This is a genomic window from Mesorhizobium sp. M0659, assembly GCF_040320605.1.
In the GTDB taxonomy this organism is placed as follows: domain Bacteria; phylum Pseudomonadota; class Alphaproteobacteria; order Rhizobiales; family Rhizobiaceae; genus Mesorhizobium.
The window spans coordinates 87,260-101,927 of the sequence record NZ_JAMYPY010000008.1; the positions used below are offsets into that span (position 1 = coordinate 87,260).

Genomic DNA, 14,668 nt, shown 5'->3' on the forward strand with positions numbered 1-14,668 from the left:
GCCTGCCGGCCATCTCCCCCTCAAGAGTGGAGATTGGACGTCATCCGGGATTTCGCCAATTATCGACGTTGGAAGACGGGTGCTGCCGGCAAAGCTGCCAATCTCCCCCCTTGAGGGGGAGATGCCCGGCAGGGCAGAGGGGGGCGGTCCTTGATACCGACCTCTGGCTCGTACCATCTCACCAACGTCCGCCTTCACCGGTCGCTGACATCAGGTCTTGCCACCACTTACGATACTGACGGCTTCGCGCTGGCCGACATCGCCGTCGCCGACGGTAAGCTCTCCAGCATCGCCGCGCACAAGAAATCAAAAGCGCCAGCCACCGCCATCGACCTTGCCGGCCGCATCATCCTGCCGTGCTTCGTCGATTGCCACACCCACATCGACAAGGGCCATATCTGGCCGCGCAAACCCAATCCCGACGGCAGTTTCATGGGCGCGCTCAATGCCGCCAGCGCCGACCGTGCAGCGCGCTGGAGCGCCGAGGACGTGGCGCGGCGCATGGATTTCTCTTTGCGCTCGGCCTACGCGCACGGCACCAAGGCCTTGCGCACTCATCTCGACAGCGTGCCGCCACAGGAGGAAATCTCCTGGCCGGTGTTCGAGGCGATGCGGGAGAAATGGCGCGGCCGCATCGAATTGCAGGCAGCCTGCCTGCTCGGCATCGAAGGCGTGCGCGACAGAAAGTGGTTCGAGAGGCTGGCCAAGCGTGTGGCTGCGGCCAAGGGCGTGCTCGGCGTCGTCACCTATATGGTGCCGGATCTCGAAGAGCTTCTCGACAAGGTGTTCGCCGAGGCGAACAAGCACGGGCTCGATCTCGATTTCCACGCCGACGAGACCGACGATATCGCGGCGATCTCGCTGAAGAAGATTGCCGAGGCCGCACTCTGGAACGGTTTTGAGGGCAACATCCTGGTGGGACATTGCTGCTCGCTGGCGCGCCAGCCGGACCTCGACGTGCTCGATACACTCGACAAGGTGGCCAAGGCGCGGCTGGCGGTGGTGTCGCTGCCAATGTGCAATCTCTATCTGCAGGACCGGCGCGCCGACCAGACCACGCCACGCTGGCGCGGCGTGACGCTGCTGCACGAGATGAAGGCGAGGGGCATCCCGGTCGCGGTCGCCTCCGACAACACCCGCGATCCGTTCTATGCCTATGGCGATCTCGACATGCTGGAGGTCTACCGCATGGCGACGCGCATCCTGCATTTCGACCATCCGGTCGGCGACTGGCCGCAGACGGTGGCGGCGACGCCGGCCAAGGTGATGCGGCTCGACGGTGTCGGGACACTGGCAGCCGGTGGCAGCGCCGATTTCATCGTCTTCAAAGGGCGGAGCTGGACGGAATTGCTCTCGCGGCCCGAATCGGATCGCATCGTCGTGCGCGCGGGACGAGCGATCGACAGACAATTGCCCGATTACGCCGAGCTCGACGGACTGATGGTGGAATGATGGATGTTTCGGCGCTCAAACGCGATCTCGACGGGATAAAGCTCGACGACAATCCGGCCATCATCCAGCAGAAGAGCCGCGACTTCTACTGGTACAGCCCGGTGCTGAAGCAGCAGCTCGACCACGTCACCGGCGACCTGATCGTGACGCCCAGGAACGAGGCCGAACTGATCCGCGTGCTTGCCGCTTGCCACCGTCATGGCGTTCCGGTGACGCCGCGCGGCAGCGGCACCGGCAATTACGGTCAGGCGATGCCGCTATCGGGCGGCGTGGTTTTGAACCTTGCCGAGATGAACGAGATCAAGGCCATAGCGCCGGGCCGCGTCGTCACCGGGCCGGGCGCGATCCTCGCCGACATCGACAGAGCGACGCGCGCGCATTCCGGGCAGGAACTGCGGCTGTCGCCGTCGACCTACAACACCGCCTCGATCGGCGGCTTCATCGCTGGCGGCTCGGGCGGCGTCGGCTCGATCAATTTCGGCGGTCTGCGTGATTTCGGCAATGTGCTGCGCCTGCGCGTCGTCACTATGGAGGCGGAGCCGAAGGCGCTCGAACTCGCCGGCGAGGACCTGCACAAGGTCACCCACGCCTATGGCACCAACGGCATCATCACCGAGGTCGAGATGCCGCTGACTGCAGCCTATGAATGGATCGACGTGATCGTCGGCTTCGACGCTTTCATGCCGGCAGCCCGCTACGGCAACGCGCTGGCACGCCAGGACGGCATCCTGACCAAGCTGATCACGCCGATCGCCGCGCCCGTGCCGCAGCTCTATTTCAAGCGCCACCAGAAGTTCTTCCGGGACGGGCAAAGCATCTGCGTCGTCATGGTTGCCCGGCATGGGCTAGACGCGTTCCTCGCCTTCACCCGCCGCGCCGGCGGCGAAGTCATCTTCAATGCGGCGACGGCAACGGACGAAGAGAAAAAGGGCCTGCCGCCGGGCTTCGAACTGGCGTGGAACCACACCACGCTCAGGGCACTGCGGGTCGATCCCGCGATCACCTATCTGCAATCGCTCTATCCGTTTCCCAACCAGCTGGCGCTGGTGGAGAAGATGGACGCGATGTTTCCGAACGAGGTCTTTTCGCATCTCGAATTCGTGCGCCTCGACGGCAACATCACCTGCTTCGGCCTGCCGCTGGTGAAATTCACCACCGAGGCGCGGCTCAACGAAATCATCCGGCTGCATGAGGAGAATGGCTGCCCGATCTTCAACCCGCACCGCTACACGCTGGAAGAGGGCGGCATGAAGCAGACGGATGAAATCCAGCTCGCCTTCAAGCGCGAGACCGATCCGCAAGGCCTGCTCAATCCCGGCAAGATGATCGCCTGGGAAAATCCGGATTACGACTATCGCTCGGGCCGGACTTTTTTGTTCAAGGGTTTGCAGAAAGCAGAATGAGCAGAGGTTTGAGCTTGAGCACCCCCCTCTGTCCTGCCGGCACAGGCCCTACGCTGCCGCTTCGGGCGTTCGTTGTTTGGAAAGCCAAGCAATTGGCTTCCCATCGGCTTCGCCGACCACTTCTCACCCCCCGCAAGGGGGGAGATTGGCAGCCTGAACGCCGCAGCCAATCTGACACGCTGACAATTAGTGAAAGCGATGCGGCAGTCCGATCTCCCCCCTTGAGGGGGAGATGCCCGGCAGGGCAGAGGGGGGTGCCTCGCGCCGAGCCCAGCAATTTCCCATGAAAGTCCTCGTCCTTTACGCACACCCGGTGGAGACCAGCTTCAATGCCAGCCTGCACCGCACGATCGTCGAGCGGCTGACGACCGCCGGCCATAAGGTCGACGATTGCGATCTCTATGCCGAGGATTTCGACCCCAGGCTGACGCGCGGGGAGAGGCTGGATTATCATAACCAACGCAGCCCTGCGGACCCGGCCGCGCCCCATGTCGAGCGTTTGCTGCGGGCTGAGGCGCTGGTGCTGTCATATCCCGTCTGGAACTACGGTTTTCCGGCCATCCTGAAGGGTTATTTCGATCGCGTGTTTCTGCCCGGCGTGTCGTTCAAATTGGCCGACGGCAAGGCGCAGCCGTCGCTCCACAATATCCGCAAGCTGACCGCCGTCACCACCTATGGCGGCAGCCGCTTCCGCGCCATGCTGATGGGCGATCCGCCACGCAGATTGGTCAAGCGGATGCTGCGCGCGACGATCAGGCCCGGCGCCTCGGTGTCCTACCTCGCTCATTATTCGATGAACCTGTCGACCGACGAGACGCGGGCAGCCTTCATGGCCAAGGTCGCGGCCGGGATGGATGAATTCTGATGCGCGTGCTGGTGGTCTATTGCCATCCGGTGCCCGAAAGTTTTTGCGCCGCGATCAGAGATACCGCCGTCGACGTGCTGAAGGCGCGGGGTTGGGAGGTACGGCTGCTCGACCTCTATGCCGAAAAATTCGACCCGGTGATGGGTAGCGAGGAGCGGCGCGCCTACAATGAGCGGGCGCCGGAGGATCCGGCCCTAAAACCGCATTTCGAGCATCTCGCCTGGGCTGAGGCGATCCTGTTCATCTATCCGACCTGGTGGTACGGGCTGCCGGCCATGCTGAAGGGCTGGCTCGACCGGGTCTGGGCGACCGGTGTCGCCTTCAAGCTGGGCAAGGGGCGCATCACGTCGCTGATGACACATGTCACCAGGGTCGGCGTCATCACCACCTGCGGCGCGCCGACCTGGTGGAGCGTCGTTGTCGGCCAGCCCGGCCGCAAGACCTTGCTGCGCGGTATGCGCGCGCTGTGCGCCCGCCGCTGCCGGACGTTTTTCCTGGCGCACTACCTGATGGACGTCTCCACGCCAAGGACGAGGGCGGCGTTTCTGGTGAAGGTGCGGGCGAAGCTGGAGCGGTTTTGAGCTTCTTCACCCTCCCCCTTGTGGGGAGGGTCGCGCAGCAAATGCCGCAAGGCGGCTTTTCCGAAGCGGGGTGGGGGGTCTCGTAGGGCGCACCCCCCACCCCGTCTCGCAATCGCCGCTTCGCTCCGACTGCGAGCCGACCCTCCCCACAAGGGGAGGGTAAAAAGGTGCTACATCCTCGTCCGTTCCGCCTTGGGATCGTACATCGGTTTCAGCGATGCTTCCGCCGGAAAGCGCTCGCCGGCGATCTCGATCTCATAGGACGAGGCCAGCACATCCGCCTCGCTCTCGCCCTGGCAGGGCACATAGCCCAGCCCGATCGCGCCGCCGAGATGGTGGCCGTAGTTGCCTGATGTGATCGGGCCGACGATCTTGCCGTCGCGAAGGATCGCCTCGTTGTGGAAGAGCAGAGGCTGCGGGTCCTTCAGCCGGAACTGCACCAGCCGGCGCGACAGGCCGGCTTCTTTTTTCTTCAGCACCGCATCGCGGCCGATGAACTCGCCATTGGCGGTTTTGACCGCAAAGCCGAGGCCGGCCTCCAGCACATTGTCCTCGTCGGTGATGTCGTGGCCGAAATGCCGAAACGCCTTTTCGATGCGGCAGGAATCCAGCGTATGCAGGCCGCAAAGTTTCAGGCCGACATCGCCGCCGGCCTCGTCGATCGCCTCGAAGACATGAGCCGCCTGGTCGGTCGAGACATAAAGTTCCCAGCCGAGTTCGCCGACATAGGTGACGCGGTGGGCACGGGCGAGGCCCATGCCGATCTCGATCTCCTGGAAGGTGCCGAATGGATTGTTGTCGTTGGAGAAATCGTTGGGGCTGACTTTCTGGATCAGCTTTCGCGCATCCGGACCCATCAGGCAGAGCACGGCCTCAGCTGCCGTGACATCGGTGATGACTACGAATTCATCCCCGACATGCCGGCGCAGCCAGGCGAGGTCGCGTTGCAGCGTCGCGCCCGGCACGACGAGGAAGTAGGCGGTCTCAGATAGCCGCGACACCGTGAGGTCGCTTTCGATACCGCCGCGCTGGTTGAGCATCTGGGTGTAGACGATCTTGCCCGGCGCCACGTCCATATCGTTGGCGCACAGCCTTTGCAGGAAGGCACAGGCGTCGCGGCCCTCGACACGGATCTTGCCGAACGAGGTCATGTCGAACAGGCCGACCTTGTTGCGGACCGCCAGGTGCTCCTCGCGCTGGTTGTCGAACCAGTTCTGCCGCTTCCAGGAATAGCGGTATTCGCGCTCCTGTCCCTCTCGCGCAAACCAGTTGGCGCGCTCCCAGCCGGCGACTTCGCCGAACACGGCGCCGCGCGCCTTCAGGTGTTCGTGCAGGGGCGAGCGCCTGACATTTCTGGACGTTGCCATCTGCCGGTAGGGGAAGTGATCCGCATAGAGCAGGCCGAGTGTTTCGGAGACACGCTCCTTGAGATACCTACGGTTCTTCTGGAATGGCTGGGCGCGGCGGATGTCGACTTCCCAGAGGTCGAAGGGCGCTTCGCCCTCATTGATCCACTGCGCCAGCGCCATGCCGGCGCCGCCGGACGAGACGATGCCGATGGAATTGTAGCCGGTCGCCATCCAGTAGCCCGACAGCTCCGGCGCTTCGCCGAGATAGTAGCGGTCGTCGGGGGTAAAGCTTTCGGGGCCGTTGAAGAAGGTGTGAATGCCGGCGGTTGCCAGCATCGGCATGCGGTTGACACCCATTTCGAGGATCGGCTCGAAATGCTCCATGTCCTCGGGAAGCTGGTCGAAGCAGAAATCCTCGCTTATGCCGTCCATGCCCCAGGGCTTGGCCACCGGCTCGAAGGCGCCGAGCATCATCTTGCCGGCGTCTTCCTTGTAGTAGGCGCACTCATCCGGCACGCGCAGCACCGGCAGCCGGCCAAGGCCGGGGATCGGCTCGGTGACGAGATAAAAATGCTCGCAGGCATGCAGCGGGATGGTGACGCCGTTCTGGGCGCCGAGTTCGCGCGCCCACATGCCGGCGCAGTTGACGACGATGTCGGCCTCGATCGTGCCCTGGTCGTCGCCTTGCGCCCACGACACGCCGGTGACGCGACCGGCCTTGGTGTGGACCTTGGTGACCTTCACATTCTCGACGACTGTGGCGCCGCGGTGGCGGGCGCCCTTGGCCAGCGCCATGGCGATGTTGGCCGGATCGCACTGGCCGTCGAGCGGCAGATGCACGGCGCCGACCACATCGGACACGTTGAGATGCGGGTACATCTCCTTGACTTCACCAGGCGAAATCTCGCGCACATCGACATCGAAGGCGCGGGCGAGCGAGGCCTGCCGATAAATCTCGTGCTTGCGCTCCTCAGTCAGCGCCACGGTGATCGAGCCGACCTGGCGCATGCCGGTGCCGACTTCGGTTTCGGCCTCCAGCTTGACGTAGAGGTCGGCCGAATATTTCGCCAGCCGCGTCATGTTCTGCGAACCGCGCAGCTGGCCGATCAGCCCAGCGGCGTGCCAGGTCGTGCCCGAGGTCAGCTGCTTGCGTTCGAGCAGCACGATGTCGGTCCAGCCGAGCTTGGCCAAATGATAGGCTACCGAGCAGCCGGAGACGCCGCCACCGATAATAACCGCGCGGGCCTTGGTGGGAATGCTTCTGGTCATGCGGCCTCGCGGCGATAGCCGGATGCGAAGCGGCGCAGGCGTTTTGCGGCTTCCTGAAGCACCGGTTCCGGTTGGCAGAGGCTGATGCGGATGTGGCCGGCAGCGGCCTTGCCGAAGCTGGAACCCGGCATGACGCCGACACTCTCCTGGTCGAGAAAGGCCCAGGCGAATTTCTCGTCGTCGGGCTCGACGGCGGAGATGTCGAGCATGACATACATGCCGCCCTCCGAGCCGTGCACGCTGATATTGTTCATGCCGCGCACGGCGTCGAGCAGGACGGTGCGGCGCGCCGCATAGCGTTCGGCGATCTCTTTCACGCCATAGCGGTTCTCCAGCGCCTCGGCGCAGGCGATCGAGATGAAGGCCGGCAAGCCGTAGGTCGTCACCAGATTGAGATTGGTCAACAGCGTGATCATCTGCGCCGGGCCAGTCAGCCAGCCCATGCGCCAGCCGGTCATGCCATGGCTCTTGGACATCGAATTGATGACCAGCGTGCGCTCGGCCATGCCGGGCAGGCCGCGCGGCGAGATGTGCTCGCCGCCGCCGAGCGTCCAGTAGACCTCGTCCGACAGCAGCCAGAGATCGTGCTCGCGGCAGATCTCGGCCAGCTCTTCCAGACGCTCACGCGAATAGACGGCGCCGGTCGGGTTGTTCGGCGTGTTGATCAAAATGGCGCGCGTGTTGGGCTTGAGCGCAGCGCGGATCATCTCGGCGTGCGGCTGGAAACCGTCTTCGGCCGGCGTCTCGACGACGGTGAAGCTGGCGCCGGCGGCGCTGAACGTGTTGGGATAAGTCGCGTAGTAGGGCGCCACCACGATGGCGTGGTCGCCCTGGTCGAGAACGGCCTGCACGGCCGCGTAAAGGGCAGCCTGGCCGCCGGGCGTGGCGATGACTTGGTCAGGTGCCGTCTCGACCCCGGTGCAAGCGGTCGAGGCCGCCGCCATCGCCCTGCGAAGGCGCGGAACGCCGGAAAGCGGGGTGTAGTGATGGTTGCTGCCGCGAACCGCCGTCACGCAGGCTTCGATCGTCTGGCTCGGCGTATCGAAATCATGGTCGCCGACCGACAGCATGATGATGTCCTGGCCGGCCTCCTTGCGGGCCCATGCCTCGGTGTGGACCTCCCAGCCATCTTTGCCCGAAGGCACGATGCCGGAAATGCGCGATGACGGTCTGGGCATCAGGATACTCCCGAGATTTCGTGGCCGGCCTGTTCGAGCTGGTCGCGCAAGGCAGCGATGTGGGCCGGGCCGACTTCGCAGCATCCGCCGACGATGGTGGCGCCGGCGGCGACCCAGCCGAGCGCCTGGTCGGCATAGGCATCCGGATCAAGGTCGTGGCGGGCGTGCAGCACTTCGACCGTTCCGCCATGCTTGAGCGCTTCGACAGAGGTGAAGCCGTTGGCATAGGCGCCGACCGGGCCGCCGAGAGCAATCAATTCGGGCAGTGCCGCGGCGATCGCTTCTGGCCGGCAGCAATTGACCAGGCGCGCTGCAACCGTCAGGCCGTCGAGGGCGCCCGCCGCTGCCGCTATTGTTTCGCCGCTGCGCAGGCGCGGCGCGCCGTGATCGGCGAGAGTCCAAGACACCCAGACAGGTTTGCCGCTTTCCGACGCAGCGGTAACGGCCGCACGTCCTTCCTCGGCTGAGGCCATGGTCTCGCACAGGAACAGGTCGACGCCATCGGCCTGCTCGGCGACGATGCGGCGATAGATGTCCAGCGTCTCCTCGAACGATATGGTCAGCGCCGGCGCATAGCTGCCGAACAGCGGTGACAGGCAGCCGGCGATCGCTGCATCGCCTGCCTCGTCGCGTGCCTGTCTTGCCAATTCGATGCCGCGCTTCTGCAAGGGCTTGAAGAGGTCTTCTGCTCCTTCCCGCGCGAGCCGCTCCGGCGTTGCCGAATAGGTGTTGATGGTGATGACGCGAGCGCCGGCCCGGATGAATTCGGCATGCAGGTCACGCACCAGATCCGGCTCGTCGATCAGCACCCTGGCCGACCAGAGCGGCGTCGGCTCGGAGCTGCTGCGGCGGACCAGTTCCTGGCCCATGCCGCCATCGGTGAGAATGACTTTCTTCATGCTCTCAGTCTTTCGTTTTTCGGATCCCACAGCGGCTCGTCTTTCTGCACGACCGCCCTGAAACGATCGCCAAAAATTTCAATCTCGATCGCGGTATCGGGTTCAGCCAGGTCGGCGCGCAGCATGCCGAGCGCGATCGATTTGTCGATGCGATGCCCCCAGCCGCCGGACGTCGTCTCGCCGACGATCTTGCCGTCATGCCAGAGCGTCGACACCGACGGCGCGTCGCAATCGCCGGGGTTTTCGACCACCAGCGTGACGAAGCGCTTCTTTACGCCTTGCTGCTTTTCGTTCTGCAGGGCTGCCTTGCCGCGGAAGTCGGGCTTGTCCCATTTTACGAAGCGCTCGAGCCCGCCCTGCAGGACCGTATAGTCGGTCGACAGGTCGCCCTTCCAGGTCCGGTAGCCCTTTTCGAGGCGCAGCGAATCCAGCGCATACATGCCGAACGGTTTCAGACCGTGTTTTTGTCCCGCCGTCCAGACGGCGTCGAAGATGGCGGCGGTGTCTCCCACCTTGGTGTGGATTTCCCAGCCGAGTTCGCCGGCGAAGGATACCCGCACCAGCTTCGCCCAGCGGCCGGCGATGGTGGTTTCCTGATGCGTCAGCCAGGGCAGCGAGAGATCCGCGCCACAGACCTCGGCCAGGATCTTGCGCGAATTGGGGCCGGCGAGGATTTGCGTCGAATAGTCTTCGGTCCTGTCGGTGAGGGTGAAAGTTGCGTCCTTCGGCAGGCGCGACTTCAGCCATTCGAAATCGTGCCACTGCGCTACCGCCGCGGTGATCAGCGTCATCTGCTCTTCGCCATGGCGCACCACCGACATCTCGGTGACGATGCGGCCCTTGTCGTCGGCGAAATAGGCGAGGCCGATTCGGCCGGGCTTGGGCACCAGACCGGTGACCTGCAGCGCCAGCCATTCGGCTGCGCCAGGACCTTCGAGGTTGAAGCGCGAGAAGCCGGGCAGGTCGAGAATGCCGGCGGCGTCGCGCACCGCCAGGCATTCTTCGCGCACGCGGTGCTGCCACGGCCCGTCGCGGCGGAAGGTGAGTGTTGCTTCTTCCGACGTGTCGTCACCGGGTTGCGCATACCAGGTGGCACGCTCCCAGCCATTATAGGCGTCGAACTGGGCGCCGAGGGCCTTGATGCGATCGTGGATCGGCGACAGCTTGCGGTCGCGCCCGGCCGGCCAGGCATGGCGCGGGAACTGGATGGCGTATTCGTTGCCGTAGATCTCCATGCCCTTGGCGACGCTATAGTCGGGGGCGGCCGCAAATGAGGTGAAACGGCGCGGATCGCAAGACCACATGTCCCATTCGGTCTGGCCCTGCGTAACCCATTCGGCCAGCACCTTGCCGGCGCCGCCGCCCTGGGCGATGCCGAAGGTGAAGACACTGGCCTCGAACGCGTTGGGAACGCCGGGCATCGGACCGATCAGCGGATTGCCGTCCGGCGCGTAAGGGATCGGCCCGTTGATCACCTTGGACAGGCCGGCAGTGCCCAGAATCGGCACGCGGGCTACGGCATCGGCAAGGTAGTGCTCGAGACGGTCGAGATCGTCGGGGAAGAGCTGGAAGGAAAAATCCTCCGGCATCGGGTCGTTGTGGGTCGCCCAATGCGCGCGGCAATTGCGCTCATAGGGGCCGAGATTCATGCCGTTCTTTTCCTGGCGCAGATAGTAGGAGGTGTCGACGTCGCGCAGCAGCGGCAGCTTCTTGCCCTGCTCCTTCGACCACGCCACCAGTTCGGGTATCTCCTCGAACAAGATGTACTGATGGCTCATCACCATCATCGGGACGTCGCGGCCGAACATTTTGCCGACTTCGGCGGCACGGTAGCCGGCGGCATTGACGACGATCTCGCAGCGGATTTCGCCTTGCGGGGTGACAACCACCCATTCGTCGTTCTCGCGGCGCACACCTGACACCGGACAGAAGCGGACGATCCTGGCGCCCATGTCGCGTGCGCCCTTGGCCAGCGCCTGCGTCAGCTGCGCCGGATCGATGTCGCCGTCGTTTGGATCATAGAGCGCGCCTTTCAATTCATGCGTCTCGATGAAGGGATAGCGGCGCTTGATCTCGTCGGGGCCGACGATGTCGATGTCCATGCCCTGGTAGCGGCCCATGCCCTTGGCGCGCTGGAACTCCTGCATGCGCTCCTTGGTGTGGGCGAGGCGGAGCGAGCCGGTAACGTGGTAGTTCATGGGATAGTCGACCGCGTCGGCGAGACCGCGATAAAGCTCGGTCGAATAGCGCTGCATGTTCATCAGCGACCAGGACGACGAGAAAGTCGGCACATTGCCGGCGGCATGCCAGGTCGAGCCCGATGTCAGCTCGTTCTTTTCAAGCAGCACGCAGTCGGTCCAGCCCGCCTTGCACAGATGGTAAAGCGAGGAGGCGCCGACGACACCGCCTCCGATGATCACCACGCGCGCCGTGGTCGGCAAACCGGCCATATTCTTCTCCCAAACCTGAAGCGCGCTGCGCTTCTATCTTTTTGCTTGACGCATGTCGTTTCCCAAAACCGCTGCACACTTTGGGCGACATGCATTCAATAAACAGGCGGCGAAACCACCCAGATGATTACGGCCGGCTCGGTGCCGGGATTGCGCCAGCGGTATGGCTTGCGCTCGAAGCGGAAGGAATCGCCTTCGCCGAGCCGGTGCCAGACGCCTGCTATCTCGATCTCGAAAACGCCAGAGGCGATGTAGCCGGCTTCCTCGGTCGGCCGCAGCTGCTCGCTCTTCATCTCGGCGCCCGGCGCAAAGATCGAACGCACCATCTCGAAACTACCGCCGAGATCGGGCGACAGAAGCTCCTCCACCAGGCCGGATTCGCTTGTGCCAAGCGTGCGCCGGCTGCCGGCGCGCACGACAACGCCGCGCTCCTTTTCGATCGGCACGTCGTGGCTGAAGAACAGGCTGAGCGGCACGCCGAACAAATCGGCGAAGGCCCTGAGGTCGCCGAGCGAAGGAATCGACAGGCCGCGCTCGACCTGGCTGACCCAGCCGACAGAGCGGCCAAGCTTCAGCGCGATCTCAGCAAGCGTCAGCCCACGCGCCTTGCGGAGCGCACGGATGTCGCTCGCCAGCAGGCGCTCGTCGGGTCCCTGCAATGTTTTGGGGATAGCTGGGGGCAAAAACGCTCACTTGATGAAACTCTGGAAATGAATTTCATGAGAGCTCATGTCCGTGAAAAAATCAAGCGAATTTTCATGGACACACAAGATTTGCTTGCGCCATTTTGGCAGTTCATGCAAAGGCTCTGCCACGAGCGGCGGGTGTGGGAATGCGGGTCGGCGACCAAGGATTGAAATCTGCGCAAGGTCTTCTCCGATAGCCGGTTCGGCTTTCGAAGTGTGCGCAAAGGGACGGCCCATGCTGGAAAAAAACGGCCTGGCAGCGCATAACGCGGCTGTTGTCGACGAGGCGATCATCTCGCGCCGTTCAGTGCGTGCCTTCCTGCCCGACATGGTCGATGACGAGACGATCCGAGCCATTCTTGGCGTCGCCGCGCGCGCGCCTTCGGGCACCAATATGCAGCCTTGGCGGGTCTATGTCGTCAAGGGCGAGGTCAAGCAGCAGATCACCGATGCCATCCTGAATTCCGGTATCCGCGCCGAAAAGGCCGATTGGGACGAGTATCGCTATTATCCCACCCAGTTCTTCGAGCCGTATCTCACCCGCCGCCGCGCCAACGGTTTCGGGCTCTATGGGGCACTCGGCATCGGCCGCCGCGAGGTCGACAAGATGCGCGCCCAGCACGACCGCAACTTCGTCTTCTTCGACGCGCCGGTCGGCATGATCTTCACCATCGACCGGCGGCTGAACCAGGGCTCGTGGATCGACTACGGAATGTTCCTGCAGAACATCATGGTGGCGGCGCGAGGCAGGGGCCTGCACACCTGCCCGCAGGCCGCCTTCGCGCCCTATCACCGGCAGATCCGGCCGGTGCTCAACATCCCCGACGAGGAGATCGTCGTCTGCGGCATGGCGCTCGGCCTTGAGGATACGTCGAAACCCGAAAACGACTTCCGCACCGACCGCGTGCCGCTGGAAGAGTGGGTGACGTTCAGCGGCTAGGCCTCGGCTACCGGGGCCTTATTCCACGTTCATCTGCGCGCCATGGCCGCTGACATGGGCGCCGTCCTGCGGTGTCAGTCTGAGATAGGCGATCAGCGCGCACAAAGTGATGACGCCCTCGACCACGAACAGGATGCGGAAATCGTTGGTCACCGCCGGCCTGCCGCCAGCCAGGAACGACAACAGCGCCGCCGCCAGGCCGACGCTGATCGCCACCCCTAGCTGCCACAGTATGTAGTAGAGCGCGCTGAAGCGGGCGAGCTGGTCGGGCGCGATGTCGGAATAGGCGAGATTGCCGGTCGACGCCCACTGCGCCGAGCGCAGGACACCGAAGGCAAAGATATAGGCAAGCACGATCCAGACCGGCGTGGTTGCCTCTATCAAGGCGAAGCCGGCAACCATCGCCGCAACGATCGGCGTGTTGACGACCAGCACGCGGCGAAAGCCGAAGCGGTTGAGCAGGCGCGGCATGAAGACACGCATGATCAGCGAGCCGATCGCGGCGACGAAGGTCAGCGATCCCGCCTGCACCGCGCTCATGCCGAAGCCGAGCTGGAACATCAGCGGCAAAAGGAAGACGACAGAGCTCAGGCCAATCGTGTCCAGTCCGCCGCCGGTGAGGAAGGAGATGCGAAAGGTGCGGATGCGCAGGAGCTTCAGGTCAAGCAAAGGGTTGCGGGCGCGCAGGCAGTAGAAGGAAGCAAGCGTCAGGATGACGATCGCCAGCGCCAGCTCGGCCGCGATCATGCTGCCGGCGGCGTCTTTGGCCGCAAGCGAATCCATGCCGAAGACCAGCAGGACCATGCCGCTGCCGACCAGCAGGAAGCCCGGGAAATCGAACGGCGTGCGCACCGGTTTGGTAACGGCCGGAAACAGCGACGCGGCAAGAACGGCCGCGGCCAGCGCGAACGGCACGTTGATGAAGAAGATCCAGCGCCAGGAAATGTAGGTCGTCAGCGCGCCGCCGACGAGCGGGCCGACCAGCGGTCCGGACTGGCCGGCCAGCGAGATATACATGTTGATCTTCAGCGTGCGGCTCCGCGGGAAGGTCGACAGGATGACGACCTGGCCGAGCGTACCCATCAAGGCGCCGCCGAACCCTTGCAGCGCGCGGGCGCCGACCAGCGTCCAGATGTCGTTGGAGAGCCCGCACAGCGCCGATGACGCCGCGAACACCAGCAAGGCAAAGCAGTAGACGTTGCGCAGGCCGAAGCGCTCGGCGGCCCAGCCGCCGAGCGGCATCGAGATGATCAGGCTGGCGACATAGACGGTGATCAAAAGGCCGAGCTGGCTCGACGGGCGGCCAAGGCTTTCGCTGATGCCGGGCAGAGCGGTGACCACGACATTCTGGTCGAGGCTGGTCATGAACACGCCGCAGGCGACCGTCAGCGGCAGCAGGAGCAAGGCTCTGGCCGACACATCGGCGCGATCCGTGGCGCCGGCGGATAGTTCTGCGGTCATGGGGATGTTCGAACCAAACGAGGATGCCGACTCTAAAGAAGGGGTTTTCAGACCCCCTTTGGACCGGTTGGGCGGCCACGTTTATCCATCATGGGCGTCTAGCGCGGGATTCTCTAGCGGCAGAGCCGGCTGGCC

The 14,668-nt window shown here is 64.1% G+C and carries 11 protein-coding genes; 5 read left to right on the plus strand and 6 right to left on the minus strand.

Annotated elements, in window-relative coordinates; translation table 11 throughout:
* Nucleotides 1-150: 150 nt before the first annotated feature.
* The 4 genes from NKI31_RS15165 to NKI31_RS15180 all read left to right on the plus strand — a co-directional run bounded on the left by NKI31_RS15165 (nucleotide 151) and on the right by NKI31_RS15180 (nucleotide 4,301).
* Nucleotides 151-1,452: a cytosine deaminase gene (locus NKI31_RS15165; protein WP_352651967.1), complete on the plus strand. Its 1,302-nt coding sequence runs from the start codon at nucleotides 151-153 to the stop codon at nucleotides 1,450-1,452.
* Complete coding sequence (locus NKI31_RS15170) at nucleotides 1,452-2,855, plus strand: FAD-binding oxidoreductase (protein WP_352652049.1); 1,404 nt, start codon at nucleotides 1,452-1,454, stop codon at nucleotides 2,853-2,855. The genes NKI31_RS15165 and NKI31_RS15170 overlap by 1 nt, the downstream gene beginning before the upstream one ends.
* Before the next feature lie 283 nt (nucleotides 2,856-3,138).
* Complete coding sequence (locus NKI31_RS15175; protein ID WP_352651968.1) at nucleotides 3,139-3,720, plus strand: NAD(P)H-dependent oxidoreductase; 582 nt, start codon at nucleotides 3,139-3,141, stop codon at nucleotides 3,718-3,720.
* Nucleotides 3,720-4,301, plus strand: a complete 582-nt coding sequence (locus tag NKI31_RS15180; protein WP_352651969.1) for an NAD(P)H-dependent oxidoreductase — start codon at nucleotides 3,720-3,722, stop codon at nucleotides 4,299-4,301. The genes NKI31_RS15175 and NKI31_RS15180 overlap by 1 nt, the downstream gene beginning before the upstream one ends.
* A gap of 170 nt (nucleotides 4,302-4,471) precedes the next feature.
* Here NKI31_RS15180 and NKI31_RS15185 read toward each other — a convergent pair whose 3' ends face one another.
* The 5 genes from NKI31_RS15185 to NKI31_RS15205 form a co-directional block, all read right to left on the minus strand.
* A complete protein-coding gene (locus NKI31_RS15185) occupies nucleotides 4,472-6,919 on the minus strand; it encodes a GcvT family protein (RefSeq protein WP_352651971.1) in 2,448 nt (815 codons plus the stop codon).
* The gene (locus tag NKI31_RS15190; protein WP_352651972.1) at nucleotides 6,916-8,097 is read right to left on the minus strand and encodes a pyridoxal phosphate-dependent aminotransferase; all 1,182 of its coding nucleotides are present in this window, start codon (nucleotides 8,095-8,097) and stop codon (nucleotides 6,916-6,918) included. The genes NKI31_RS15185 and NKI31_RS15190 overlap by 4 nt, the downstream gene beginning before the upstream one ends.
* On the minus strand, nucleotides 8,097-8,996 hold the full coding sequence (locus tag NKI31_RS15195) for a homocysteine S-methyltransferase family protein (RefSeq protein WP_352651974.1): 900 nt from the start codon (nucleotides 8,994-8,996) through the stop codon (nucleotides 8,097-8,099). The genes NKI31_RS15190 and NKI31_RS15195 overlap by 1 nt, the downstream gene beginning before the upstream one ends.
* On the minus strand, nucleotides 8,993-11,446 hold the full coding sequence (locus NKI31_RS15200; protein WP_352651975.1) for a GcvT family protein: 2,454 nt from the start codon (nucleotides 11,444-11,446) through the stop codon (nucleotides 8,993-8,995). The genes NKI31_RS15195 and NKI31_RS15200 overlap by 4 nt, the downstream gene beginning before the upstream one ends.
* A gap of 95 nt (nucleotides 11,447-11,541) precedes the next feature.
* Entirely contained in the window at nucleotides 11,542-12,084 is a 543-nt protein-coding gene (locus NKI31_RS15205; RefSeq protein WP_352652050.1) for a helix-turn-helix domain-containing protein, read from the minus strand.
* Nucleotides 12,085-12,367: 283 nt separating this feature from the next.
* Here NKI31_RS15205 and NKI31_RS15210 point away from each other — a divergent pair, with 283 nt between their 5' ends.
* Nucleotides 12,368-13,072 carry a nitroreductase gene (locus NKI31_RS15210; RefSeq protein WP_023670762.1) on the plus strand — a complete coding sequence of 235 codons (705 nt, stop codon included), beginning with the start codon at nucleotides 12,368-12,370 and terminating at the stop codon, nucleotides 13,070-13,072.
* An 18-nt stretch (nucleotides 13,073-13,090) separates the two neighbouring features.
* Here NKI31_RS15210 and NKI31_RS15215 read toward each other — a convergent pair whose 3' ends face one another.
* Nucleotides 13,091-14,533: an MFS transporter gene (locus NKI31_RS15215; RefSeq protein ID WP_352651977.1), complete on the minus strand. Its 1,443-nt coding sequence runs from the start codon at nucleotides 14,531-14,533 to the stop codon at nucleotides 13,091-13,093.
* Nucleotides 14,534-14,668: the final 135 nt, after the last annotated feature.

Coding starts and splice junctions, on each gene's coding strand:
- NKI31_RS15180 (WP_352651969.1), top strand. CDS start 3,720: ATGCGCGTGCTGGTGGTCTATTGCCATCCGGTGCCCGAAAGTTTTTGC.
- NKI31_RS15195 (WP_352651974.1), bottom strand. CDS start 8,996: ATGAAGAAAGTCATTCTCACCGATGGCGGCATGGGCCAGGAACTGGTC.
- NKI31_RS15200 (WP_352651975.1), bottom strand. CDS start 11,446: ATGGCCGGTTTGCCGACCACGGCGCGCGTGGTGATCATCGGAGGCGGT.
- NKI31_RS15175 (WP_352651968.1), top strand. CDS start 3,139: ATGAAAGTCCTCGTCCTTTACGCACACCCGGTGGAGACCAGCTTCAAT.
- NKI31_RS15210 (WP_023670762.1), top strand. CDS start 12,368: ATGCTGGAAAAAAACGGCCTGGCAGCGCATAACGCGGCTGTTGTCGAC.
- NKI31_RS15215 (WP_352651977.1), bottom strand. CDS start 14,533: ATGACCGCAGAACTATCCGCCGGCGCCACGGATCGCGCCGATGTGTCG.
- NKI31_RS15185 (WP_352651971.1), bottom strand. CDS start 6,919: ATGACCAGAAGCATTCCCACCAAGGCCCGCGCGGTTATTATCGGTGGC.
- NKI31_RS15170 (WP_352652049.1), top strand. CDS start 1,452: ATGGATGTTTCGGCGCTCAAACGCGATCTCGACGGGATAAAGCTCGAC.
- NKI31_RS15190 (WP_352651972.1), bottom strand. CDS start 8,097: ATGCCCAGACCGTCATCGCGCATTTCCGGCATCGTGCCTTCGGGCAAA.